Source organism: Pseudomonas arsenicoxydans (assembly GCF_900103875.1).
In the GTDB taxonomy this organism is placed as follows: domain Bacteria; phylum Pseudomonadota; class Gammaproteobacteria; order Pseudomonadales; family Pseudomonadaceae; genus Aquipseudomonas; species Aquipseudomonas arsenicoxydans.
This window is the reverse complement of record NZ_LT629705.1, coordinates 5,289,921-5,315,289: the sequence shown is the minus strand read 5'-3', so window position 1 is coordinate 5,315,289 and position 25,369 is coordinate 5,289,921. Positions and strand designations below refer to the sequence as shown.

The 25,369-nt window shown below is 59.5% G+C and carries 22 protein-coding genes; 1 reads left to right on the top strand and 21 read right to left on the bottom strand.

The features are described from left to right. Positions 1-14 precede the first annotated feature (14 nt). From nuoL to BLQ41_RS24690, 20 genes are all read right to left on the bottom strand, one after another. Positions 15-1,868: an NADH-quinone oxidoreductase subunit L gene (nuoL, locus tag BLQ41_RS24785; RefSeq protein ID WP_090185670.1), complete on the bottom strand. Its 1,854-nt coding sequence runs from the start codon at positions 1,866-1,868 to the stop codon at positions 15-17. Further along, on the bottom strand, positions 1,865-2,173 hold the full coding sequence (gene nuoK, locus BLQ41_RS24780) for an NADH-quinone oxidoreductase subunit NuoK (RefSeq protein ID WP_007946416.1): 309 nt from the start codon (positions 2,171-2,173) through the stop codon (positions 1,865-1,867). The genes nuoL and nuoK overlap by 4 nt, the downstream gene beginning before the upstream one ends. Before the next feature lie 2 nt (positions 2,174-2,175). Further along, positions 2,176-2,679 carry an NADH-quinone oxidoreductase subunit J gene (gene nuoJ / locus BLQ41_RS24775; RefSeq protein ID WP_090185667.1) on the bottom strand — a complete coding sequence of 168 codons (504 nt, stop codon included), beginning with the start codon at positions 2,677-2,679 and terminating at the stop codon, positions 2,176-2,178. Positions 2,680-2,688: 9 nt separating this feature from the next. Then, on the bottom strand, positions 2,689-3,234 hold the full coding sequence (nuoI, locus tag BLQ41_RS24770) for an NADH-quinone oxidoreductase subunit NuoI (protein ID WP_197678900.1): 546 nt from the start codon (positions 3,232-3,234) through the stop codon (positions 2,689-2,691). A gap of 12 nt (positions 3,235-3,246) precedes the next feature. Beyond that, positions 3,247-4,254: an NADH-quinone oxidoreductase subunit NuoH gene (nuoH, locus tag BLQ41_RS24765; protein WP_090185662.1), complete on the bottom strand. Its 1,008-nt coding sequence runs from the start codon at positions 4,252-4,254 to the stop codon at positions 3,247-3,249. After that, positions 4,251-6,965 (bottom strand): NADH-quinone oxidoreductase subunit NuoG, encoded by a 2,715-nt coding sequence (gene nuoG / locus BLQ41_RS24760; protein WP_090185659.1) that lies wholly within the window; start codon positions 6,963-6,965, stop codon positions 4,251-4,253. Before nuoG ends, nuoH begins: the two co-directional genes overlap by 4 nt. A 137-nt stretch (positions 6,966-7,102) precedes the next feature. Continuing rightward, positions 7,103-8,458, bottom strand: coding sequence for an NADH-quinone oxidoreductase subunit NuoF (gene nuoF, locus BLQ41_RS24755; RefSeq protein ID WP_090185654.1), 1,356 nt, complete (start codon positions 8,456-8,458; stop codon positions 7,103-7,105). Further along, on the bottom strand, positions 8,455-8,952 hold the full coding sequence (nuoE, locus tag BLQ41_RS24750; protein ID WP_007946422.1) for an NADH-quinone oxidoreductase subunit NuoE: 498 nt from the start codon (positions 8,950-8,952) through the stop codon (positions 8,455-8,457). The genes nuoF and nuoE overlap by 4 nt, the downstream gene beginning before the upstream one ends. Before the next feature lie 2 nt (positions 8,953-8,954). Continuing rightward, positions 8,955-10,739 carry an NADH-quinone oxidoreductase subunit C/D gene (nuoC, locus tag BLQ41_RS24745; RefSeq protein WP_090185651.1) on the bottom strand — a complete coding sequence of 595 codons (1,785 nt, stop codon included), beginning with the start codon at positions 10,737-10,739 and terminating at the stop codon, positions 8,955-8,957. A 72-nt stretch (positions 10,740-10,811) separates the two neighbouring features. Next, the gene (locus tag BLQ41_RS24740) at positions 10,812-11,486 is read right to left on the bottom strand and encodes a NuoB/complex I 20 kDa subunit family protein (RefSeq protein WP_007946424.1); all 675 of its coding nucleotides are present in this window, start codon (positions 11,484-11,486) and stop codon (positions 10,812-10,814) included. 10 nt (positions 11,487-11,496) lie between these two features. Continuing rightward, on the bottom strand, positions 11,497-11,910 hold the full coding sequence (locus BLQ41_RS24735; protein WP_003223812.1) for an NADH-quinone oxidoreductase subunit A: 414 nt from the start codon (positions 11,908-11,910) through the stop codon (positions 11,497-11,499). Positions 11,911-12,558: 648 nt separating this feature from the next. Continuing rightward, the gene (gene aceA, locus BLQ41_RS24730; RefSeq protein ID WP_090185648.1) at positions 12,559-13,884 is read right to left on the bottom strand and encodes an isocitrate lyase; all 1,326 of its coding nucleotides are present in this window, start codon (positions 13,882-13,884) and stop codon (positions 12,559-12,561) included. Between the two features lie 495 nt (positions 13,885-14,379). After that, positions 14,380-15,141 carry a secretin N-terminal domain-containing protein gene (locus BLQ41_RS24725; protein ID WP_090185645.1) on the bottom strand — a complete coding sequence of 254 codons (762 nt, stop codon included), beginning with the start codon at positions 15,139-15,141 and terminating at the stop codon, positions 14,380-14,382. Positions 15,142-15,287: 146 nt separating this feature from the next. Beyond that, entirely contained in the window at positions 15,288-15,713 is a 426-nt protein-coding gene (locus BLQ41_RS24720) for a GNAT family N-acetyltransferase (protein WP_090185643.1), read from the bottom strand. Next, positions 15,706-16,875, bottom strand: a complete 1,170-nt coding sequence (locus BLQ41_RS24715; RefSeq protein ID WP_090185640.1) for a ribosomal protein uL16 3-hydroxylase — start codon at positions 16,873-16,875, stop codon at positions 15,706-15,708. Before BLQ41_RS24715 ends, BLQ41_RS24720 begins: the two co-directional genes overlap by 8 nt. Positions 16,876-16,961: 86 nt before the next feature. Further along, positions 16,962-18,332: an adenylosuccinate lyase gene (gene purB, locus BLQ41_RS24710; protein WP_090185637.1), complete on the bottom strand. Its 1,371-nt coding sequence runs from the start codon at positions 18,330-18,332 to the stop codon at positions 16,962-16,964. Between the two features lie 126 nt (positions 18,333-18,458). Continuing rightward, the gene (gene hflD / locus BLQ41_RS24705; RefSeq protein ID WP_090185634.1) at positions 18,459-19,082 is read right to left on the bottom strand and encodes a high frequency lysogenization protein HflD; all 624 of its coding nucleotides are present in this window, start codon (positions 19,080-19,082) and stop codon (positions 18,459-18,461) included. Beyond that, positions 19,079-20,203, bottom strand: coding sequence for a tRNA 2-thiouridine(34) synthase MnmA (gene mnmA / locus BLQ41_RS24700; protein ID WP_090185631.1), 1,125 nt, complete (start codon positions 20,201-20,203; stop codon positions 19,079-19,081). Before mnmA ends, hflD begins: the two co-directional genes overlap by 4 nt. 59 nt (positions 20,204-20,262) lie before the next feature. Continuing rightward, positions 20,263-20,709: an NUDIX hydrolase gene (locus BLQ41_RS24695; protein ID WP_090185629.1), complete on the bottom strand. Its 447-nt coding sequence runs from the start codon at positions 20,707-20,709 to the stop codon at positions 20,263-20,265. A 198-nt stretch (positions 20,710-20,907) separates the two neighbouring features. Beyond that, positions 20,908-23,133, bottom strand: coding sequence for an NADP-dependent isocitrate dehydrogenase (locus BLQ41_RS24690; RefSeq protein ID WP_090185624.1), 2,226 nt, complete (start codon positions 23,131-23,133; stop codon positions 20,908-20,910). A 509-nt stretch (positions 23,134-23,642) separates the two neighbouring features. Here BLQ41_RS24690 and icd point away from each other — a divergent pair. After that, the gene (icd, locus tag BLQ41_RS24680; protein WP_010458895.1) at positions 23,643-24,899 is read left to right on the top strand and encodes an NADP-dependent isocitrate dehydrogenase; all 1,257 of its coding nucleotides are present in this window, start codon (positions 23,643-23,645) and stop codon (positions 24,897-24,899) included. 62 nt (positions 24,900-24,961) lie between these two features. Here the strand turns inward: icd and BLQ41_RS24675 are convergent, their stop codons facing one another. Beyond that, positions 24,962-25,243 (bottom strand): cold shock domain-containing protein, encoded by a 282-nt coding sequence (locus BLQ41_RS24675; protein ID WP_090188813.1) that lies wholly within the window; start codon positions 25,241-25,243, stop codon positions 24,962-24,964. Between the last annotated feature and the right edge of the window lie 126 nt (positions 25,244-25,369).

Below are 25,369 nucleotides of genomic sequence, written 5' to 3'. Positions count from 1 at the left end.
CGCAAGGTTCATATTCAGACCGCTACCAGCACGATGGCGCCGATGACCAGCACGGAGCCGGCTGCCATCGATGCCGCGTACCAACGCAGTTGACCGGTTTCGGTACGGCTCAGGGCGGTGTGACCGCCTTTGGCCATACGCGGGATCAGACCGATGGTCTGGTCGAGCGGGTCTTTGCGCAGTGCGTGGCTGATCGCAAGGTATGGCTTGACGAACAGTTTGTCGTAGATCCAGTCGAAGCCCCAGGCAGCGAACCACCAGGCCGAAAGGAAGCGGCCGATGCCGCTGTTGGCGATTGCAGTGACGAAACGACGCTTGCCGAGGAACAGCAGCGCGGCCAGCAGGATACCGGACAGGGCGATGGCGCCCGAGGCGATTTCCAGACTGTGCTTGGCTTCGCCGCCGGCATGGCCAACGCTTTCCGGCAGCACGCCGTGCAGCGGTGGAACGATCATGGCGCCGACGAAGGTCGACAGCACGATCAGCACCGACAGTGGCAACCAGTGAGCGATGCCGTGACCGGCGTGCGCTTCGGTCTTCGCTTCACCGTGGAACGTGATGAAGATCAGGCGGAAGGTGTACAGCGAGGTCATGAATGCGCCGACCAGACCTGCATACAGCAGACCGTGGTTGCCGCTGGCGAACGCTTCCCAGAGGATTTCGTCCTTGGAGTAGAAGCCTGCGGTCACCAGAGGCAGGGCAGACAATGCCGCGCCGCCGACAATGAAGCTGGCGTAGGCCAGCGGCAGTTTCTTCCACAGGCCGCCCATCTTGAAGATGTTCTGCTCGTGGTGGCAGGCAACGATCACCGCACCGGAGGCAAGGAACAACAGTGCCTTGAAGAAGGCGTGGGTCATCAGGTGGAAAATCGCGCCATCCCATGCGCCAACGCCCAGGGCCAGGAACATGTAGCCGATCTGGCTCATGGTCGAATAGGCGAGGATACGTTTGATGTCGGTCTGCACCAGCGCGGCAAAACCGGCCAGCACCAGGGTCACGCCACCGACCACACCGACGAGGTGCAGGATGTCTGGCGCCAACGCAAACAGACCGTGGGTACGGGCGATCAGGTAGACACCGGCGGTCACCATGGTTGCAGCGTGGATCAGTGCCGAAACCGGGGTAGGACCGGCCATCGCATCCGCCAGCCAGGTTTGCAGTGGCAGTTGCGCGGATTTACCGACAGCGCCACCCAGCAGCATCAGGGTTGCCAGAACGATCCAGAAGTCACCGGACTGGAAGTGCTGAGGTGCCTTGACCAGCAGCTCCTGGATGTTCAGCGTGCCCAACTGTTGGAACAGAATGAACAGGCCGATGGCCATGAACACGTCGCCGATACGGGTGACGATAAAGGCTTTGAGTGCCGCGTTACCGTTGTTGCGGTTGCTGTAGTAGAAACCGATCAACAGGTACGAGCACAGGCCCACGCCTTCCCAGCCGAAGTACAGGAACAACAGGTTATCGCCCAGGACCAGGAACAGCATGCTGGCGATAAACAGGTTGGTGTAGGCGAAGAAGCGCGAGTAACCGGCTTCACCGCGCATGTACCAGGACGCGAACAGGTGGATCAGGAAGCCGACGCCGACAACCACACCGAGCATGGTCACGGACAGGCCGTCCAGATACAGCGCGAAGTTAGGCGTGAAGCCTTCCACCGCCATCCACTGCCACAACACCTGGGTGTAGTGGCCGCCTTCCGGCGGGGCGACGTTGAATTGCCAGATCACGTAGGCCGCGACGATGGCAGACAGGCCGATGGAACCGACGCCGATCAGCGCCGACAGGTTTTCCGAAAAGCGACCGCGTGAGAACGACAGCAGCAGAAAACCTATGAGAGGGAATACGAAAGTCAGATAGAGAAGATTCATCCGCGCATCTCGCTGGCAGCGTCGATATCGAGAGTGTGGAAGCGGCGATACAGCTGCAACAGAATCGCCAGGCCAATACTGGCCTCGGCGGCTGCCAGGCTGATCACCAGGATGAACATGATCTGTCCATCCGGCTGCGCCCAGCGGCTACCGGCAACGATGAACGCCAAAGCGGAGGCATTCATCATGACCTCCAGGCTCATCAGCACGAAAAGAATGTTGCGCCGGACCATCAGGCCGACCAGACCGAGGCAGAACAGGATGCCGGCGACCGCCAGACCATGCTCCATAGGGATAGCAGGCATCGTCATTGCTCCTTGGCTTCGTTGCGGCCCAAGTGGAACGCCGTGACGGCTGCCGCAAGCAGCAACATCGAGGCGAGTTCGACCACCAGCAGATAAGGACCGAACAGGCTGATGCCCACGGCCTTCGCGTCTACGGTGGTGTGGCCGATGGCCTGACCGGTCTGGTGGCTGAACAGCACGTACAGCAACTCGGCCAGCAGCAGGGCACCGAGAATTACCGGGCCGAGCCAGATGCCGGGCTTGAGCCAGACACGCTCTTGCTGAACCGAGGCGGGCCCCAGGTTCAGCATCATCACCACAAACACGAACAGCACCATGATGGCGCCAGCGTAGGCGATCACTTCCAGCACACCGGCAAACGGTGCGCCGAGGGCGAAGAACGTCATCGCCACGGCAATCAGCGAAATGATCAGGTAGAGCAGGGCGTGCACAGGGTTGGTATGGGTGACCACGCGAAGCGTGGAAACCACAGCGATACCCGATGCGAAATAGAAAGCGAATTCCATCTTTCTTCCTTAAGGCAGCAAGCTCTTCACGTTGATCGGTTCGGCTTCATTTTGCGCGGCGCCTTTCGGCTTACCGGCAATCGCCATACCTGCAACACGATAGAAGTTGTAATCAGGGTTTTTGCCGGGGCCGGAGATCAGCAGATCTTCTTTCTCGTAAACCAGGTCCTGACGTTTGAACTCGGCCATCTCGAAATCCGGTGTCAGCTGGATCGCGGTGGTCGGGCAGGCTTCCTCGCAGAGGCCGCAGAAAATGCAGCGCGAGAAGTTGATGCGGAAGAAGTCCGGGTACCAGCGACCGTCTTCGGTTTCGGCTTTCTGCAGCGAGATGCAACCGACCGGGCACGCCACGGCGCACAGGTTGCAGGCTACACAACGCTCTTCGCCATCAGGGTCGCGGGTCAGGACGATACGGCCACGGTAGCGCGGCGGCAGGTACACGGCTTCTTCCGGATACTGCAGCGTGTCGCGCTTGCGGAAGGCGTGGCTGAAAATCATCACCAGGCTGCGAAGCTGGGTGAAGAAGCCATGCACGATGTCAAATATGTACTTCATGATTCTCTATCCTCACTGAGCCGCGACGGCGGGCGTGTTGAGCAACACGACCGCAGCGGTCACCAGCATGTTGACGAGGGTCAGCGGCAGGCAGAACTTCCAGCTGAAATCCATCACTTGGTCATACCGTGGGCGCGGAATCGAGGCGCGCAGCAGGATGAAGATCATGATGAAGAACGCGGTCTTGAGCGCGAACCAGATGAAAGGAATCTGCGGCAGAATGTCGAACGGACCGTGCCAGCCACCGAAGAACAAGGTCACCAGCAGCGCCGAAATCAACACGATGCCGATGTACTCGCCGACGAAGAACATGCCCCATTTCATGCCGGCGTATTCAATGTGGTAACCATCGGCCAGTTCCTGTTCCGCTTCCGGCTGGTCGAACGGGTGACGGTGAGTCACGGCGACGCCAGCGATGAAGAAGGTCAGGAAACCGAAGATCTGCGGAATGATGAACCACAGGTGCTGCGCTTGATAATCAACGATGTCGCGCATGTTGAACGAGCCGACCTGGATCACGATGCCCATCAGCGACAGGCCCATGAACACTTCGTACGACACGGTCTGTGCCGAGGCCCGCAAGCTGCCCAGCAGGGCGAACTTGTTGTTACTCGACCAGCCGGCGAACAACACCGCGTAGACCGACAGACCGGCCATGGCGAAGAAGAACAGGATGCCGATGTTCAGGTCCGCCACGCCCCAGGTCGGGGTGATCGGGATGATCGCGAAGGCAATCAGCAGGGCGCTCATGGCCACGACCGGTGCCAGGGTGAAGATCATCTTGTCGGCGAACGGCGGCGTCCAGTCTTCCTTGAAGAACATCTTGATCATGTCGGCCGCGATCTGGAACGCGCCGAACGGACCGACGCGGTTCGGACCGTAACGGTCCTGCCAGAGGGCGAGCAGACGACGCTCGACCCAGCTCAGCAGCGCGCCGCAGACCACCACGGCGAGCAGAATCACGATGGCCTGGATGACCGAGATGATCACGGCGATCACTTCAGGAGTGAACCAAGTCATTGAGCTGCCTCCTGCAGACCGTCAACGGTTTTGCCAAAGATCGCGGGCGGAATGCCGGCGAAACCGGCCGGCAATGCCACCAGGCCAGCACCCAGCTCTTCGTTGATGCGCAGCGGCAGACGCAAGGTCTGGCCAGCGACGCTCAAGCTGAGCATGGCGCCGTCATTGACACCCAGGCGGTCGGCTTCGGACTTGGCCAGCGACACGTAAGCGGCCTCGATGCGCTCCTGAACCGGTGCGGCTTTGGAAGAGTTCTCTTCGCTGCCGAACAGGTGGAAGAACGGCACGACCTGCCAGGTGCCCGGTGCCGGATTGAACGCACGTGGAACAGCGGCGAACCAGTTCAGCGAATCACCGGTGCTTTCAATCAGGCGGGTGCCCGGGTCGCCAGCGCGGATGTGACCACCGACTTCGTCCTGGAACTTGTTCCAGGCTTGCGGCGAGTTCCAGCCCGGAGACCAGGCGAATGGCACTTGCTGACGCGGTTCGACCGAGCCCGAGTAGCCTTCCATCGAGAAGTTGAACGCGGTGTCGTTGTCTTGCGGGGTACGCGGTTCGTGCACGTTGATGTCAGCGCGCATGGCGGTACGGCCGGAGTAACGCAGCGGTTCGCGGGCCAGTTTCATGCCCTTGATGCGGAACGAGGCGGACGGTGCGGCATCGACGATACGCGCCAGTTGCGGCGTGCTCGAAGCGACGGCAGCGGTGACGTGGTCCAGTTGGGTCCAGTCGATCGGCTGGTTCAACAGGGTCGCGCGCAGGGCATGCAGCCAGCGCCAGCCTTCGTGAACCAGGATGCTCGCGTCCATGTACTTCGGATCGAAGACCTGGAAGAAGCGCTGGGCGCGACCTTCCTGGCTGACCAGCGTACCGTCGCCTTCAGCGAAGCTGGCGGCTGGCAGAACCAGGTGCGCGCGATCGCTGGTGGCAGTCTTCTGATGGTCCGCAACGATCACCACTTTCGCGGCGTTCAGGGCGGCATCAACCTTGGCTTTATCGGTGCGGGTGTACAGATCGTTTTCCAGCACGACGAGGGCGTCGGCACGGCCATCGATCACCGCTTGCAGGGCGTCGTCGACCGAGTCGCCACCGAGCATGGCCAAGCCGAGGCTGTTGGCCTCTGGCACGATCAGGCTGATGGAACCGTTCTTCTCACGCAGCTTCAAGGCTTTGGCGATGTTCGCGGCGGCTTCGATCAGCGCCTTGGAACCCAACGAGGTGCCGGCAATGATCAATGGACGCTTGGCAGCGAGCAGGGCGTCGGCGATGCGCTTGGCCAATTCAAGGGCTTCAGCATCCAGGCCTTCGACGGCCGGTGCGCTGGCGTCGAGGGCGTGAGCCACGGCGAAACCGATGCGGGCCAGGTCGTCCGGTGCTGCGTGAACGCATTCTTCGGCGACGTCGTCGAGCTTGGTTTCAGCCAGGCTGGCGATGAACAACGGGTTCAGCGCGTGCTGACCGATGTTCTTAACGGCGGCGTCGAGCCAAGGCTGAACGCGCATCGCGTCGGCCATGTCTTCGGCTTTGCCCTTGACCGATTGACGCAGGGACAGGGCCATGCGCGCAGCGGTCTGGGTCAGGTCTTCGCCGAGGACGAAAATCGCGTCGTGGTCTTCGATGTCGCGCATGTTCGGGATCGGCAGCGGGCTGTCTTTCAGAACTTGCATGACCAGACGAATGCGGTCCAGCTCTGCAGCTTCGATACCGGAGTAGAAGTGCTCGGCGCCGACCAGCTCGCGCAACGCGTGGTTGCTTTCGAGGCTGGCACGCGGCGAACCGATACCGACGATGTTGCGACCGCGCAGCAGGTCAGCGGCTTTATCCAGCGCTTCGTCCAGGGTCAGCTTGGCACCGTTGGCCAGCAATGGCTGACGCGGGCGATCCTCGCGGTTGACGTAGCCATAGCCGAAACGGCCACGGTCGCACAGGAAGTACTGGTTGACCGAACCGTTGAAGCGGTTTTCGATACGACGCAGTTCACCGTAGCGTTCGCCCGGGGAGATGTTGCAACCGCTGGAGCAGCCATGGCAGATGCTCGGCGAGAACTGCATGTCCCACTTGCGGTTGTAGCGCTCGGAGTGAGTCTTGTCGGTGAACACACCGGTCGGGCAGACCTCGGTGAGGTTGCCGGAGAACTCGCTTTCCAGGGTGCCGTCTTCAACGCGACCGAAGTACACGTTGTCGTGGGCGCCGAATACACCGAGGTCGGTGCCGCCGGCGTAGTCCTTATAGAAGCGCACGCAGCGGTAGCAAGCGATGCAGCGGTTCATTTCGTGGGAAATGAACGGGCCCAGTTGCTGGTTCTGGTGGGTGCGCTTGGTGAAGCGATAACGGCGCTCGTTGTGGCCGGTCATCACGGTCATGTCTTGCAGGTGGCAGTGACCGCCTTCTTCACAGACCGGGCAGTCGTGAGGGTGGTTGGTCATCAGCCATTCAACGACGCTGGCGCGAAACACTTTCGCTTCTTCGTCGTCGATGGAGATCCAGCTGCCGTCGGTGGCGGGGGTCATGCAGGACATGACGATCCGACCACGCTTGTCGTTCTCGTCGGTGTACTGCTTGACCGCGCACTGGCGGCAAGCGCCAACGCTGCCAAGGGCTGGGTGCCAGCAGAAATAAGGGATATCGAGGCCTAGCGACAGACATGCCTGTAACAGGTTGTCTGCCCCATCGACTTCGAGCTCTTTGCCGTCTACGTGGATAGTGGCCATGGTTCAAAGTTCTTCGTTGGCCCGGTGTCAGCGGGCGTGGCTAATGGAATCTTGTTGTTCGCGTGAGTCAAAACAGCCGCTTGCGGCGTCATCACACGACAAAGCGAAGGGCACGGACCCTTCGCTTTTTTAAGCGTTTACGCGCCGACTACGATCGGCCTTGCCAGAGGCGGGACGACGGCGCTGGTGGGCGCGATGCCGGCTTCGAACTCATGGCGGAAGTATTTGATTGCGCTGCCCAATGGCTCCACGGCGCCCGGTGCGTGAGCACAGAAGGTCTTGCCCGGGCCGAGGAAACCGACCAGACCCAGCAGGGTCTCGATGTCGCCGGCTTGCCCTTCACCGTTCTCGATTGCACGCAGTAGCTTGACGCTCCACGGCAGACCGTCACGGCACGGGGTGCAGAAGCCGCAGGATTCACGGGAGAAGAACTCTTCCATGTTGCGCAGCAGGGAAACCATGTTGACGCTGTCGTCCACCGCCATGGCCAGGCCAGTACCCATACGGGTGCCCACTTTGGCGATGCCGCCGGCGTACATTTGTGCGTCGAGGTGTTCCGGCAACAGGAAACCGGTACCGGCGCCGCCTGGCTGCCAGCACTTGAGCGTGTAACCATCGCGCATGCCGCCGGCGTAGTCTTCGAACAACTCGCGACCGGTGACGCCGAATGGCAATTCCCACAGGCCCGGGTTCTTGACCTTGCCGGAGAAGCCCATGAGCTTGGTGCCCATGTCTTCACTGCCCGGGCGCGCCAACGATTTGTACCAGTCCACGCCGTCGGCAATGATCGCCGGCACGTTGCACAGGGTTTCAACGTTGTTCACACACGTCGGCTTGCCCCACACGCCAACGGCGGCAGGGAAGGGCGGCTTGGAACGCGGATTGGCGCGGCGGCCTTCGAGGGAGTTGATCAGTGCGGTTTCTTCACCGCAGATGTAACGCCCGGCGCCGGTGTGGACGAACAGCTCGAAATCGAAGCCGCTGCCCAAAATGTTTTTACCCAACAGCCCTGCGGCCTTGGCTTCTTCCACGGCACGGTTCAAGTGCTTGGCGGCGGTGGTGTATTCGCCACGCAGGAAGATGTAGCCACGGTAGGTTTTCAGCGCGCGAGCACTGATCAGCATGCCTTCGATCAGCAGATGGGGCAGTTGCTCCATCAGCATGCGGTCTTTCCAGGTGTTCGGTTCCATCTCGTCCGCGTTGCACAGCAGGTAGCGGATGTTGATGGATTCGTCTTTGGGCATCAGGCCCCACTTAACGCCAGTGGGGAAGCCTGCGCCGCCGCGACCTTTAAGGCCCGAATCCTTAACGGTCTGGACGATGTCGTCCTGAGCCATGTCAGCGAAGGCTTTGCGCGCAGCGGCGTAGCCGTTCTTGGCCTGGTACTCGTCGAGCCAGACGGCTTCGCCGTCATCACGCAGACGCCAGGTGAGCGGGTGGGTCTCGGCCGAACGCTTGATGCGGTTAGCTGGACCGAAGGAAGTCAGGGTCATACGTAGCCCTCGAGCAATTTGGCAACGCCGGCAGGCTGCACATCACCGAAAGTGTCGTCGTCGATCATCAACGCCGGCGCCTTGTCACAGTTGCCGAGGCAGCAGACCGGCAGCAGGGTGAAACGACCGTCGGCAGTGGTCTGTCCCAGGCCGATGCCCAGATTGCTCTGGATTTCGCTGACAACCGACTCGTGGCCGCCGATGTAGCAGACCATGCTGTCGCAGACGCGAATGATGTGGCGACCGACTGGCTGACGGAAGATCTGGCTATAGAACGTCGCCACCCCTTCAACGTCGCTGGCCGGAATGCCGAGGATCTCGCCGATGGCGTAGAGCGCGCCGTCAGGCACCCAGCCACGTTCCTTCTGGACGATCTTCAGGGCTTCGATCGACGCCGCGCGCGGGTCTTCGTAGTGATGCAGCTCGTGCTCGATGGCCGAGCGCTCGGTTTCACTCAAGGTGAAACGGTCTGTCTGGATAAGCGTGCTATTCATGCTTAGCGGTCCACGTCGGCCATAACGAAATCGATACTACCCAGGTACGCAATCAAGTCCGCGACCATGCTGCCTTTGATCACCGAAGGGATCTGCTGCAGATGCGGGAAGCTTGGGGTGCGAATCCGGGTGCGGTAGCTCATGGTGCCGCCATCGCTCGTCAGGTAATAACTGTTGATGCCCTTGGTCGCTTCGATCATCTGGAAGGATTCGTTGGCCGGCATGACCGGGCCCCACGAAACTTGCAGGAAGTGCGTGATCAGGGTCTCGATGTGCTGCAGCGTGCGCTCTTTGGGCGGCGGCGTGGTCAGCGGGTGATCCGCCTTGTACGGGCCTTCCGGCATGTTGCGCATGCACTGCTCGATGATCTTGATGCTCTGGCGCATTTCTTCGACGCGCACGATGCAACGGTCGTAGGCATCGCCATTGGCGGCCAGCGGCACTTCGAATTCGAAATTCTCGTAACCGGAGTATGGGCGTGCTTTACGCAGGTCGAAGTCGCAACCGGTCGAACGCAGGCCGGCACCAGTGACGCCCCATTCGAAGGCTTCCTTGGTGTTGTAGGCGGCGACGCCGATGGTCCGGCCTTTGAGGATGCTGTTGTCCAGTGCGGCTTTCTGGTATTCGTCCAGACGCTTTGGCATCCACTCGACGAAGTCTTTCACCAGTTTTTCCCAGCCGCGCGGCAGGTCGTGGGCGACGCCACCGATGCGGTACCAGGCCGGGTGCAGACGGAAACCGGTAATGGCTTCGATCACCGTGTACGCCTTCTGGCGGTCGGTGAAGGTGAAGAACACCGGGGTCATGGCGCCAACGTCCTGGATGTACGTACCCAGGAACAGCAGGTGGCTGGTGATCCGGAAGAACTCGGCCATCATGATGCGGATGACGTCGACCTTTTCGGGCACCTTGATGCCGGCCAGCTTCTCGACCGAGAGCACGTACGGCAGGTTGTTCATCACGCCGCCGAGGTAGTCGATACGGTCGGTGTACGGAATGAAGCTGTGCCAGGACTGACGCTCGGCCATCTTCTCGGCACCACGGTGGTGGTAACCGACGTCAGGCACGCAGTCGACGATCTCTTCACCGTCCAGCTGCAGGATGATGCGGAACGCACCGTGCGCCGAAGGGTGGTTGGGGCCGAGGTTGAGGAACATGTAGTCCTCGTTCGCACCGGAACGCTTCATGCCCCAGTCTTCAGGCTTGAAGCGCGCGGCTTCTTCCTCAAGCTGTTGCTTGGCCAGGGTCAGGCTGAACGGATCGAACTCGGTGGCACGGGCCGGGAAGTCCTTGCGCAGCGGGTGACCTTCCCAGGTCGGCGGCATCATGATGCGGGTCAGGTGCGGGTGGCCGGCAAAGTTGATGCCGTACATGTCCCACACTTCACGCTCGTACCAGTTGGCGTTCGGCCAGATACCGGTCACGGTCGGCACGCTAAGGTCGCTCTCGGACAAGGCGACCTTGATCATTACGTCACTATTACGTTCGATCGACATCAAGTGATAGAACACAGTGAAGTCGGCGCCGCTTGGCAGCCCTTGACGCTTGGTGCGCAGACGCTCGTCCACGCCGTGCAGGTCATAGAGCATGACGTACGGCTTGGGCAGGTTGCGCAGGAAAGTCAGGACTTCAACGAGTTTGGCACGGGCAACCCAAAGCACCGGCATGCCGGTGCGGGTAGGCTGGGCGGTGAACGCCTCGGGGCCAAAACGGTTGTTCAGTTCGACGACCACATCCTGGTCGTCTGCCTTATAAGGCGGGATGTACAGAGCACTGCCTGTAGTCATGGTTATTTATCGCTTTCGGTCAACGTAAAGAATGAAGCCAGTGTCTTTTTCTATTAAAGAAGCAGATCTGGATCAGACTTCGTCGGGGCTGCGCAGGTTGGTGACTGCGATTCGCTGTTCGCGGCGCTTTTCCTTCTCGGAAGGCATCTCGGCGCGGTATACGCCTTGATCGCCGACGACCCAGGAAAGCGGACGACGCTCCTGTCCAATCGACTCTTGCAAGAGCATCAAGCCTTGCAGGAACGCTTCAGGACGGGGCGGGCAGCCAGGCACGTAGACGTCCACGGGCAGGAACTTGTCCACCCCTTGAACGACAGAGTAGATGTCGTACATGCCACCGGAGTTGGCGCACGAACCCATGGAAATAACCCATTTAGGTTCGAGCATTTGCTCGTAGAGACGCTGAATGATCGGCGCCATCTTGATGAAGCAGGTACCGGCGATAACCATGAAGTCCGCCTGACGCGGCGATGCCCGGATAACCTCGGCGCCAAAGCGCGCGATGTCGTGGGGCGCCGTGAAGGCGGTGGTCATTTCCACGTAGCAGCACGAAAGACCGAAGTTATACGGCCACAGGGAGTTCTTGCGCCCCCAGTTGATCGTGCCGTTAAGCACGTCTTCGAGCTTGCCCATGAAGATGTTTTTGTGGACTTGATCTTCTAACGGATCGGAAACGGTTTCCCGTTCGCCAATCGGATACTGCTCGTTAGGAGCATCGGGGTCGATCCTGGTGAGATTGTATTGCATTGCCAAAGCCTCATTGTTTCAGCTTCGCCTGCCGCTTGCGACGAGCTTCCGGAGCCCAGTCAAGGGCGCCCACTCGGAACAGGTAGACAAGACCTGCCAACAGAATTGCTATGAAAACGAGAGCTTCGACGAATCCGGTCCAGCCGCTTTCGCGGACGGACACAGACCAGGCAAAGAGAAAGAGGGCTTCGATATCGAAGATCACGAAGAGCATCGCGACCAGATAGAATTTGGCTGAGAGCCGCAAGCGGGCGCCACCTGTAGGTAGCATGCCGGACTCGAACGGTTCGTTTTTGCTGCGACCCCAGGCTTTTGACCCGAGAAGGCTGGAGACGCCGAGCATGAAGGCACAGAGGCCGACAACGCCCAGAAGGAAAATGGCAAAGCCCCAGTTGTGGGCCATGAGTCCTGTCGCTTCGGGCATGCTGGTAATCCTTAACAGAGAGCAAAGGTCTCTGAGCTTGATAAAGAAACAAAGCAGTGACGATATGTCGCAGCAATCAATCCCGCTGATTTTATGGCACAACACTCTGCAAGTAAAATTCCTATAGCGAAATTATTTATAGGAATAAGGACATAGCGCACCTCCGAAGGCCCGTAGCCCATGCGCTGCGGGCATTAGCCGGCATTTCATCAATATTGTTTTGTAAGAAATGTAACGAACATAGCTGTCGCTAAATGATAATCAATATTGTTTGAGTTGGTTTTTAAACTGCTTAACGGGATGACGACCGGGAAGTTGTCTTATATGCGCGTTACTGCAAGTAGCGGGCGGGGTCGTTTTACCCTGTTTTTCTGGTGGGGAAACTGCTCTGGATCAAGATTTTTCAGATGGTTTTGCGCCATGGCGCGTTCTCTGTGGGAGCGGGCTTGCCCGCGATGAGGGTGTGTCAGGTGCTGCAGAATTGACTGACAGACTGCCATCGCGGGCAAGCCCGCTCCCACAGGGAGTAGCAGTGTTTGCTAAATCGTGGGCAAAAAAACGCCCCGAACCAGTCGGGGCGTCAGATGTGCGGCGTTGCGGTTAGCTTTCTATTCGATCCGCAGCGGCCGTTTGCTCAGGCGAAGCAGATCAGTGGAACTGTTCTTCTTCGGTCGAACCGGTCAGTGCGGTTACCGAGGACGAGCCACCTTGGATCACAGTAGTCATGTCGTCGAAGTAGCCGGTGCCCACTTCCTGCTGGTGAGCCACGAAGGTGTAACCCTTGGCGGCGTCAGCGAACTCTTGCTCTTGCAGCTTCACGTAGGCAGTCATGTCGTTGCGGGCGTAGTCGTGCGCCAGGTTGAACATGCTGTGCCACATGTTGTGAATGCCGGCCAGGGTGATGAACTGGTGCTTGTAACCCATGGCGGACAGTTCGCGCTGGAACTTGGCGATGGTCGCGTCGTCCAGGTTTTTCTTCCAGTTGAAGGAAGGCGAGCAGTTGTACGACAGCAGTTGGTCCGGGTATTCCTTCTTGATCGCTTCAGCGAAGCGACGAGCCTCGTCCAGATCCGGCTTGGCGGTTTCGCACCAGATCAGGTCGGCGTACGGCGCGTAAGCCAGGCCGCGAGCGATCGCCTGGTCGAGACCGGCGCGCACTTTATAGAAGCCTTCCTGGGTGCGTTCGCCAGTCACGAATGGCTGGTCGTACGGGTCGCAGTCCGAAGTCAGCAGGTCAGCAGCGTTTGCGTCGGTACGGGCCAGGATGATGGTCGGCGTGCCGGCAACGTCAGCTGCCAAACGAGCAGCGGTCAGCTTCTGTACAGCTTCCTGGGTAGGAACCAGTACCTTGCCGCCCATGTGGCCGCATTTTTTCACGGAAGCCAGTTGGTCTTCGAAGTGAACGCCGGCGGCGCCTGCTTCGATCATGCTCTTCATCAGCTCGTAAGCGTTCAGAACGCCGCCGAAACCGGCTTCAGCGTCAGCTACGATCGGCGCGAAGTAGTCGATGTAACCTTCGTCGCCCGGGTTCTTGCCGGCTTTCCACTGGATCTGGTCGGCGCGACGGAACGAGTTGTTGATGCGCTTGACCACGGTAGGAACCGAATCCACCGGGTACAGCGACTGGTCCGGGTACATCGATTCTGCGGAGTTGTTGTCCGCAGCAACCTGCCAGCCCGACAGGTAGATCGCCTGGATACCGGCTTTAACTTGTTGTACAGCCTGGCCGCCGGTCAGGGCGCCCATGCAGTTGACGAAATCTTTCTCAGGACGGAAGGACGGCTTGGCGCCCTGGGTGACCAGGTTCCACAGCTTCTCGGCGCCCATTCTTGCAAGGGTGTGCTCAGGTTGAACCGAGCCACGCAGGCGGACGACGTCAGCAGCGGAGTAAGCGCGTGTCACGCCTTTCCAGCGTGGGTTTTCAGCCCAATCTTTTTCGAGGGCTGCAATTTGCTGTTCGCGTGTCAGTGCCATGGAGATAAACCTCGTCGCATAGGTCTGGGGTGGAAAATTCCTGCTCCTGCCTACTACGCAAATCAAACGTAAGAGGCTGCTCGCTGACCAGAAGCTTAGGTGGTCAAGTCGGATTCGGCGGGGATGGCGACGGGATGAACGATGGGCTCGAGGGGAAGTGAGCAGGTAAGGGCAAACTGGCGAGCGGATTCGGGCGTCGTGGGCCTTTATACGAACTTCAGTGTGTAGCCGGGTTACCTAATTACGCTTCCGTCCCTCGGGACAACTTCGTTCCAGTCGGCAACCTCGTCAAACACACCTTGTGGGCGGTACAGACACGAAGCGGCTCGCGGGGTAGTTGCGAGCGACGCTTCGAAGGCCCTTGCCAGGGCCCCTGATTAGCGGGAGCGAGGCCATCATGCCTTTGCTTTTTTCGATCGTCAAACGTTTTGTAGTGCTTTTTTTATGGCACTACATCTTTGGTCTAATACGACTAATCAGTCAGTTTTCGGTGGTTTAGTCCAAAGTATCGACTTTCACCCGCAGAGTCATGTCATCCCGGCCCTGAGTCGAGTAGCTGCGGGCCAGGCCCTGTTTGTCGGCTTGAGTCTCGCGGTTCACTCCGGCCAGGGTGATCCATTCGCCGAGGCGCCCCGTGACAGTTGTGTCGGTGCTTTGCACATTCACTACATCGGGACGTTCCTGGCTCATGCGGTCACGGTTGGTACTGATCGCCAGGTGAACGATGTCGCCGGTGACGCTGGCGGTGACATAGAACCCTTGGGTGACGTTTCGGTATTCAGTCTGGCTGCGCAGATCACCGTAGGAATCGGTCTGTGCGCTGGTCAGCGGTACACTTTGGCCGACCTGAATCAGCGCTGGAGCACCTTCACTGGCCTGGATTTGCTGGATGCCGCCATCACGGCTGTCGGTGCTGCGATTGATGATGCGCGTCTGGCTCGGTTTGGCACCGTTGACTGAATATCCCTGGTCGCCCTGGAAGTTGTTTTCGTTGGTATCGACGGTAATCAGCAAGCGCTTGGCTGCAACGTCGAGTTGCGAGATCAGTGCCTTAAGTTCGTCGATCTTGCGTTGATCGGCATTGACAATGAGCTGGTTGCCATAAGCGCTGACCTGGCCGTCCTTGCCGATGAAGTTCTGCGCCATCGGCAGCATATCGTCACTGGTGCGGTAGTTCAGGGGCACGATCTCGGTGGCTGCCATGGCCGAAAAACTGCAGCTCAGCAGCAACGTGGTGAGCAGGGTGCGTAGGGACATATCCGTTATCTCCGCCATCTTGAAGTGTTGATATTGCCAGTTTGTCGGCCCGGGGTGGGGCAAGTTGAATCGTAGACAGCAAAACGCCCCGGTATCCGAAGATGGCCGGGGCGTTTTGTGGTGTTCTTGCCGCCGCTATCGCGGCGTCAGACGGAGTGCCGCACCATGTCCACATGCGGAATTCCGGCTTCCAGGAATTCCTCACTGACCATGCTGAAGCCCAGGCGCTCATAGAACGCCGTGGCCTGCACTTGCGCGCTCAGCATCTGCTGCTTCAGCCCGCGTTTCTCGGCTTCACCGATTACCGCGTGCATCAGTGCATCGCCGACTTTCAAGCCGCGCCAGTCTTTGAGCACCGACACCCGGCCGACATGACCGTCGGGCAACAGGCGGGCGGTGCCAATCGGAAAGTCGCCCTCGTAGGCCAGGAAATGCACCGCCGTTGCGTCATCGGCATCCCATTCCAGTTCAGGCGGAACGGATTGCTCGGCGATGAACACCGTCTCACGAATGCGCCGGATCTCGGCGATATCCTTCTGCCAGTCTGCGACACGTACGTGAATTTTATTCATCGGCAAACCCCAGGCTGCCTTGTTTGACCAGTTCGCACAGCAAGCCGCGACCGTCTTCGTCGTTCAGCCAGTCACCGAGGTTGTCGGTGTGCAGGGCGTCGGCAGCGCAGATCAACTTCAGCAGTTCGCGCAGTTTGCCCGGCAGGTAGCGGCTCTGGCCGCTGGCGAACAACAGCAGATCGTCATCCACTTCCGACCATGCCAGGCGCGCACTCGGGTTGCGGATTAGCACGGCGCCTTGTTCCAGGCTCGCGAGAAAGTCTTCTTCTTCGACTTCTTCCGGGCCGACCACCAGTTCCGGATAACGCGGTTCGGTCATGTACTGGCCGAACCAGGTCAACAGCAGTCGCTCGTCGCTCATGTGCTCGGCGAGCAAGGCTTTCAGGCGATCAAGAGCGTCGTGCTGAATCTGGTGCGGATCGACCGCCGGCAGGGCGTCGGCATCGGTGTAGCGCTCTTCGTCGGTCAGGAATTGGCTGAGGAAGTCGGTGAAGTGAGTCAGCACTTCGGAGGCGCTCGGGGCGCGGAAGCCGACCGAGTAGGTCATGCAGTCATCAATCGCGACGCCGCAATGGGCCAGGCGTGGCGGCAGATAGAGCATGTCGCCCGGTTCCAGAACCCACTCATCGGTGGCTTCGAAGTCGGCGAGAATGCGCAGGTCCGCGTGTGGCAGCAGCTTGCTTTCGGAGTCGCACATTTGGCCGATTTTCCAATTGCGCTTGCCGTGACCTTGCAGCAGGAACACATCGTAGTTATCGAAGTGCGGGCCGACGCTGCCACCTGGGGCGGCGAAGCTGATCATCACGTCGTCGACGCGCCAGCTCGGCAGGAAGCGGAAGTTCTCCAGCAGTTCGCCGACTTCTGGCACGAACTGGTCAACCGCTTGAACCAGCAGGGTCCACTCGGTTTCCGGCAGTTTGCTGAATTCGTCTTCGGCGAACGGGCCGCGGCGCAATTCCCAAGGACGCTCGCCGTGCTCGATTACCAGACGCGATTCAACTTCTTCTTCAAGCGCGAGGCCGGCCAATTCGTCGGGATCGATCGGGCTTTCGAATTCAGGAATCGCCTGGCGGATCAGCAGAGGTTTTTTCTGCCAGTAGTCGCGCAGGAATTCGCGCGCCGTGATACCGCCCAGGAGTTGAAGAGGAATGTCAGGATTCATGTGTAACCTATTGAAAAAAAGCACTTTTCAGACGGGAATAAAAACGCCCGGCGCTGCCGGGCGTCTCAAACGGGTACAGCGGTCGATCAGATGCGTTTGGCTTGCTCTACAGCGTTGCCGATGTAGTTCGCCGGGGTGAGCAATTTCAGCTCGGCCTTGGCGGCGGCTGGCATGTCCAGGCCGTCGATGAAAGTTTGCAGCGCTTCAGGGCTGATGCCCTTGCCGCGGGTCAACTCTTTCAGCTTCTCGTACGGGTTTTCGATGTTGTAGCGGCGCATCACGGTCTGGATCGGCTCGGCCAACACTTCCCAGCATGCATCCAGGTCAGCAGCGATCTTCTGGGCGTTGAGCTCCAGTTTGCTGATGCCTTTGAGGCTGGCTTCGTACGCGATCACGCTGTGGGCGAAGCCGACACCGAGGTTACGCAGAACGGTGGAGTCGGTCAGGTCGCGCTGCCAGCGGGAGATTGGCAGTTTGCTCGCCAGGTGCTGGAACAGTGCGTTGGCGATGCCCAGGTTGCCTTCGGAGTTTTCGAAGTCGATCGGGTTGACCTTGTGCGGCATGGTCGAGGAACCGATTTCGCCAGCGATGGTGCGCTGTTTGAAATAGCCCAGGGAGATGTAGCCCCAGATGTCACGGTCGAAGTCGATCAGGATGGTGTTGAAGCGAGCGATCGCGTCGAACAGCTCGGCGATGTAGTCGTGCGGTTCGATCTGCGTGGTGTACGGGTTGAAACCCAGGCCCAGTTCGTCTTCGATGAAGGCGCGGGCGTTTTCTTCCCAGTCGATCTCAGGGTAGGCCGACAGGTGAGCGTTGTAGTTGCCGACAGCGCCGTTGATTTTGCCCAGCAGCGGAACGGCGGCGACCTGAGCGATTTGACGCTCCAGACGGTAAACCACGTTCGCCAGCTCTTTGCCCAGGGTGGTCGGCGATGCCGGTTGACCGTGGGTGCGCGACAGCATTGGTACGTCGGCGAAGCGGATGGCCAGTTCGCGGATGGCTTCAGCGGTCTGGCGCATCAGCGGCAGCATTACGTCATCACGGCCTTCGCGCAGCATCAGGGCGTGGGACAGGTTGTTGATGTCCTCGCTGGTGCAGGCAAAGTGGATGAATTCGCTGACCTTGGCCAGTTCCGGCAGCTTGGCCGCTTGCTCTTTGAGCAGGTACTCGATGGCTTTGACGTCGTGGTTGGTGGTGCGCTCGATCTCTTTGACACGCTCGGCGTGCTCCAGAGCGAAGTTGTCCGCCAGGGTGTTCAGCACAGCGTTGGCTTCGGCGGAGAACGCCGGCACTTCGCTGATGCCTGGGTGAGCGGCCAGGCGCTGGAGCCAGCGCACTTCAACCAGGACGCGAGCACGGATCAGGCCGTATTCGCTGAAAATTGGGCGCAGGGCCTGGGTTTTGCCGGCGTAGCGGCCGTCAACAGGGGAAACCGCAGTGAGCGAAGAAAGCTGCATGGGGTGTTCTCGGACAGTCGGGCAACGAAATGGGGCGCGTATCATACACGAAAAAATCCGCCGGTCCGTTGCCAACTGACCGGCGTATTACGCGTTACAGATCTAAAACAGTGTTGCGGGCGCGGTTCAGCTGCTGCGCATCAGCGGGTAAAGCTCTTTGAGCAACTTGCGACGGCTGATCACCAGCTGCCAGCGATGACCGCCCAACTGCCGCCACAGGCGCGCCGAACGAATACCGGCCAGCAACAGGGCGCGGATTTTCGAGGCGTTGCTCGGTTGCTGCAGGTTGCGCATGTCGCCGTGGACCTGAATCCGTTGGCGCAGGGTGCTCAGCGTGTCCTGGTACAGTGCGCCGCAGGCGGCGATCACGTTTTCGTGCGCCGGGCCGAAGTGTTCGACCTGGGATTGAATCTGCGGCAGGCGCTTGCCGATCGCGTCGAGCATGTCGCCGCGCTTGGCCAGTTGGCGCTCAAGGCCCAGCATGGCCAGGGCATAGCGCAGCGGCTCGCGCTGCAGGGTGCTCGGATCGCGTTCCAAGGCGCCGATCAAGGCGCGATAGCCTTCACGCAGGTTGAGATCGTCGCCGCCGTACACTTCTAGGGTGTCCTTGGGGTCACGAATCAGCAGGCTGCCGAGCATGCAGGTCAGACCGGCTTCGCTGGTCTGGCCGGTCTTGGCAATCTTGTCGACGAGGACGGCGGCGAGAAACACGCCGCCCAGCGCCGTCAGTTGCTCCTGAGTGGGGCTCATGCCTTGCTGCTCCAGGGTTCTGCGACTTCGATGACGCCACCGCCGAGGCAGATTTCACCGTCATAGAACACCACCGACTGGCCCGGGGTGACCGCGCGTTGCGGGTCATCGAAGGTTGCGCGGTAACCGGTGGCGGTCTTTTCCAGTGTGCAAGGTTGATCGCTCTGGCGATAACGGACCTTGGCGGTCAACTTGCGCGGCTCGCTCAGATCGATCGGGTTGACCCAATAGATATCCGAGGCGAGCAGGGCGCGGGAGAACAGGTAAGGGTGGTCATTGCCCTGGCCAACGATCAGCTCGTTGTGTTCCAGATCCTTGATCAACACGTACCACGGCTCGTCACCGGCGTCTTTCAAGCCGCCGATGCCCAGGCCCTGGCGCTGGCCGATGGTGTGATACATCAAGCCGTGGTGGCGGCCGATGACTTCACCTTCGGTGGTCTTGATCTCGCCTGGCTGGGCCGGCAGGTATTGCTTGAGGAAATCGCTGAAGCGGCGTTCGCCGATAAAGCAAATCCCTGTGGAGTCCTTTTTCTTCGCGGTTGCCAGCTCATGCTTCTCGGCAATCGCGCGCACTTCGGGCTTTTCCAGCTCGCCGACCGGGAACAGGGTCTTGGCGATCTGTTCACCGCCGACAGCGTGCAGGAAGTAGCTCTGGTCCTTGTTCGGGTCCAGGCCCTTGAGCAGTTCGGTGCGGCCATCGATGTCGCGGCGGCGCACGTAGTGGCCGGTGGCAATCAGGTCGGCGCCGAGCACCATGGCGTAGTCGAGGAACGCCTTGAACTTGATCTCGCGGTTGCACAGGATGTCCGGGTTTGGCGTGCGCCCGGCCTTGTATTCGGCCAGGAAGTGCTCGAACACGTTGTCCCAGTACTCGGCGGCGAAGTTGGCGGTGTGCAGCTTGATGCCAATCTTGTCGCACACGGCCTGGGCATCCGCCAGGTCATCCATGGCGGTGCAGTATTCCGTTCCATCGTCTTCTTCCCAGTTCTTCATGAACAGGCCTTCCACCTCATAACCCTGCTCGATCAGCAGGAGAGCGGAAACGGAAGAGTCCACGCCGCCGGACATGCCGACAATGACGCGCTTCTTTTGTGTGTCAGAAGGGGCTGGATCACGCATAGGGATTCAATGAGTGTCTTGAAAAAGGACGCGATTCTAGCAGGCCGAAGCCCGCAAGGCTAAAGAGAAGGGCGGATCAGTTCGAGACCGAAGTGTTTACCGTCCAGATAATCATCGATACAGCGGATGATCAGCTCACTGCGCCAGTTTGCGCGCTGTGCCAGCAGTTCGTCACGCGTCAGCCACTTTGCACCGACGATACCGTCGTCCAGTTGATAGTCCGGGTGGTGTTTGAGCGGTTTTGCGGTGAAGCAGACGCGCTGGTAGGTCACGCCGTTGCTCGGGGCGGTGTAGAGGTAAATGCCCACCACGCCGGTCGGTTCGACGTCCCAGCCGGTTTCTTCAAGGGTTTCACGCACGGCGGCTTCGATCAGGGTTTCGTCCGGGTCGAGGTGGCCGGCGGGTTGGTTGAGCACTGTTCGTCCGTGCTTGGTTTCTTCGACCATCAGGAAGCGGCCGTTGTCTTCGACGATGGTGGCGACGGTGATGTGGGGTAGCCAATCCATAGAGCTTCCTCGATTTCTAATGTTGGAACATAGATCAATGTGGGAGTGAGCCTGCTCGCGATAGTGGTAGGTCAGTCGACATCAATGTTGAATGATATATCGCTATCGCGAGCAGGCTCGCTCCCACATTTGCTTTGTGTGCGGCTCGGAAACAGAAACCCCGGCACTGGGCCGGGGCTTCTTTGCATCCTTACAACCTTAAACCAGCGCAGCGATCGCGGCGTTGAAAGTGTTGCTTGGGCGCATGGCCTTGCTGATCAGCTCGGCATTGGCGTGGTAGTAACCGCCGATGTCCACTGGCTTGCCCTGAACGGCGTTGAGCTCGGCGACGATGGTCGCTTCGTTCTCGGCCAGGGTCTTGGCCAGTTGGCCGAACTGGGCTTGCAATGCAGTGTCTTCGGTCTGGGCCGCCAGGGCTTGAGCCCAGTACAGCGCCAGGTAGAAGTGGCTGCCGCGGTTGTCGATGTTGCCGACTTTGCGCGATGGCGACTTGTTGTTGTCCAGGAACTGGCCAGTGGCCTGATCCAGGGTCTTGGCCAGCACCAGCGCTTTAGGGTTGTTGTAAGTAACACCCAGGTGCTCGAGGGAGGCGGCCAGGGCCAGGAACTCGCCCAGGGAATCCCAGCGCAGGAAGTTTTCTTCCAGCAGCTGCTGAACGTGCTTCGGTGCCGAACCGCCAGCGCCGGTTTCGAACAGGCCACCGCCATTCATCAGCGGCACGATAGACAGCATCTTGGCGCTGGTGCCCAGTTCCATGATCGGGAACAGGTCGGTCAGGTAGTCGCGCAGTACGTTGCCGGTCACCGAGATGGTGTCCTTGCCTTCGCGGGTGCGGCCCAAAGTGAAGGCCATCGCGTCGACTGGCGACATGATGCGGATGTCCAGGCCGGAGGTGTCGTGATCCTTCAGGTAAGCCTGAACTTTCTCGATCACTACGCCGTCGTGGGCGCGCATCGGGTCCAGCCAGAAAATGGCCGGGGTTGCGCTTGCGCGAGCACGGTTGACGGCCAGTTTGACCCAGTCCTGGATCGGCGCGTCTTTGGTCTGGCACATGCGGAAGATGTCGCCGGCTTCAACCGACTGTTCCAGCAGTGTGCGACCAGCGCTGTCGGAAACCCGAACCACGCCATTGCTCTTGATCTGGAAAGTCTTGTCGTGCGAGCCGTACTCTTCGGCTTTTTTCGCCATCAGGCCAACGTTTGGCACGCTGCCCATGGTGGTCGGATCGAAAGCGCCGTGCAGCTTGCAGTCTTCGATCACCGCCTGGTAGATGGTGGCGTAGCAGCGATCCGGGATCACGGCCTTGGTGTCGTGCAGTTGACCGTCAGTGCCCCACATCTTGCCGGAGTCACGGATCATCGCTGGCATCGAGGCGTCGACGATGACGTCGCTCGGCACGTGCAGGTTGGTGATGCCTTTGTCGGAGTTGACCATGGCCAACGACGGACGAGCGGCGTAGACCGCCTGGATGTCCGCTTCGATCTGCGCTTGTTGCTCGGCCGGCAAGGCCTTGATGCGAGCGTACAGGTCGCCGATGCCGTTGTTCAGGTTGAAGCCGATCTGTGCCAGCACGTCAGCGTGCTTGGCCAGTGCGTCTTTATAGAACTCGGCAACGATCTGGCCGAACATGATCGGGTCGGAGACCTTCATCATGGTGGCTTTCAAGTGAACCGACAGCAACACGCCTTTTTGCTTGGCGTCTTCGATCTCGGCGGCAATGAAGCTGCGCAGGGCGTTTTTGCTCATGACCGCGCAATCGAGGATCTCACCGGCTTGCACGGTGGTTTTTTCTTTCAGGACGGTGGTGGTGCCGTCTTGAGCGATCAGTTCGATTTTGACCGCGTCAGCGGCGTCGATCAGGGCGGCTTTTTCGCTGCCGTAGAAATCGCCGGTGCTCATATGCGCAACGTGGGACTTGGAGTCTTTGGCCCAGGCGCCCATTTTGTGCGGGTGCTTGCGTGCGTAGTTCTTGACCGACAGTGGCGCACGACGATCGGAGTTGCCTTCGCGCAGAACCGGGTTTACGGCGCTGCCCTTGATCTTGTCGTAACGGGATTTGGCGAGCTTGTCGGCGTCGCTGGTCACGGTTTCCGGGTAATCCGGCAGTGCGAAGCCCTGGGCTTGCAGCTCTTTGATCGCGGCTTGCAGCTGCGGAACCGAAGCGCTGATGTTCGGCAACTTGATGATGTTGGCTTCAGGCGTAACGGCCAGGTCGCCCAGTTCGGCGAGGTGGTCGGCTACGGCTTTGTCACCCAATTGCTCGGGGAAGCTGGCCAGGATGCGCCCTGCAAGAGAGATATCGCGGGTTTCAACGGCGATATCAGCCGAGGCGGTGAACGCCTCTACGATAGGCAACAGTGAATAGGTGGCGAGGGCGGGAGCTTCGTCGGTGAAGGTATAGATGATCTTCGAGCGGGTGGGCATATTCGGATTAACTCTCTCTTCTTTGCTAAAGCGTGCGCAGAAACTCGAGGGGCGCCGGGTAAAGCGCGTTCGTTCAAAGTCATCCATGAGCCGAATGTCGAGGTTTCTTTGCGGTGATGTTGGGTGCATCGGTCGAGCGTCAAGCGGGTGGGTTGCGGTAACAACCCTGCTTTTTCAGGCCCCAAGCCTCGGCTACTTGTTCAGTTGCAGGAGAGGTCGGCCGTCGTGACTCTGTGGTCAGCGGGCGGCATTATACATAGGTAGCTGGCAATCTGCCGATGGTTCATACGTAACGATGAACGTCCATTGGTCTAAAGGTCGCAGGGGCGAGTGGGGCGTAGAGTCTTGCACCGTGCTTGAGTTTGGCGCTTTTCCCTTTGCTTTCAGGCTTGTACGTCGCGAACTGCACAGCTTTGCGGCAGATGGTTGGAACATAGGGTTTGCGTGCTGATTTAACTGGGGTACGCTCGAACGAAGCCAGATGTTCAATCCAAACAATGGAGTTCAGCATGGGATACAAGAAGATTCAGGTTCCAGCAGTCGGCGACAAAATCACCGTCAACGCAGACCATTCTCTCAATGTTCCTAACAACCCGATCATCCCCTTCATCGAAGGCGATGGTATTGGCGTTGATATCAGCCCGGTCATGATCAAGGTTGTCGATGCTGCTGTTAAGAAGGCTTACGGCGGCGAGCGCAAAATTTCCTGGATGGAAGTCTATGCCGGGGAGAAAGCGACTCAGGTTTACGATCAGGACACCTGGCTACCTCAGGAAACCCTGGACGCAGTTAAAGATTACGTGGTTTCCATCAAGGGCCCTCTGACCACTCCGGTCGGTGGCGGCATCCGTTCGCTGAACGTGGCCCTGCGTCAGCAGCTCGACCTGTATGTCTGCCTGCGTCCGGTACGCTGGTTCGAAGGTGTGCCGAGCCCGGTCAAGAAGCCAGGCGATGTCGACATGACGATCTTCCGCGAGAACTCGGAAGACATCTACGCCGGTATCGAGTGGAAAGCCGGTTCGCCGGAAGCGACCAAGGTCATCAAGTTCCTGAAAGATGAAATGGGCGTCACCAAGATCCGTTTCGACGAAAATTGCGGCATCGGCATCAAGCCGGTTTCCCTGCAAGGCACCAAGCGTCTGGCGCGCAAGGCTCTGCAATATGTGGTCGACAACGACCGCGATTCGCTGACCATCGTGCACAAAGGCAACATCATGAAGTTCACCGAAGGTGCCTTCAAGGAATGGGCCTACGAAGTGGCGGCTGAAGAGTTCGGCGCGACCCTGCTCGACGGCGGTCCGTGGATGCAGTTCAAGAACCCGAAAACCGGTAAGAACGTTATCGTCAAAGACGCAATCGCCGACGCCATGCTCCAGCAGATCCTGCTGCGCCCGGCCGAGTACGATGTGATCGCGACCCTGAACCTGAACGGTGACTACCTCTCCGACGCCCTGGCGGCCGAAGTGGGCGGTATCGGTATCGCGCCGGGTGCCAACCTGTCCGACACCATTGCGATGTTCGAAGCGACCCACGGTACTGCGCCGAAATACGCCGGCAAGGACCAGGTCAACCCGGGCTCGCTGATCCTGTCCGCAGAGATGATGCTGCGTCACATGGGCTGGACCGAAGCGGCTGATCTGATCATCAAGGGCACCAACGGCGCGATTTCCGCCAAGACCGTGACCTATGACTTCCACCGTTTGATGGAAGGCGCGAAGCTGCTGTCTTCGTCCGCGTTCGGTGATGCGCTCATCTCGCATATGTAAGCGAATCGGCATAAAAAAAACCGCCTTCGGGCGGTTTTTTAATGACTGGATGATCTGTTGCGTCAGCTCGACACCGATTCCTGTTTGACGGAGGGTATCGCCTGTTCGGTGGCGGGGACGGCAGCCGTGATCTTCACGGCGTGCAAGCCTTTGGGCCCCTGGACGATATCGAAGTTCACGGCTTGTCCGGCCTTGAGGGTCTTGTAGCCGCCCATCTCAATGGCCGAGTAGTGGGCAAAGAAATCGATGTCCTTGCCGTCCTCGTCGCGTCCTTCTCTGGCGTCGGTGTTAATGAAACCGAATCCCTTGGCATTGTTGAACCACTTCACCTTACCGACTGGCATACCCATATCCCTCTGCAACAGACTCCATCACTGGAGTATCATCCAGTACATCCGCAGTCAGTCTCTATAATTAAGATTGACTCCGCGGACCTTTTTTACCCACTGTGGGCTCTATTGGTTGTAACA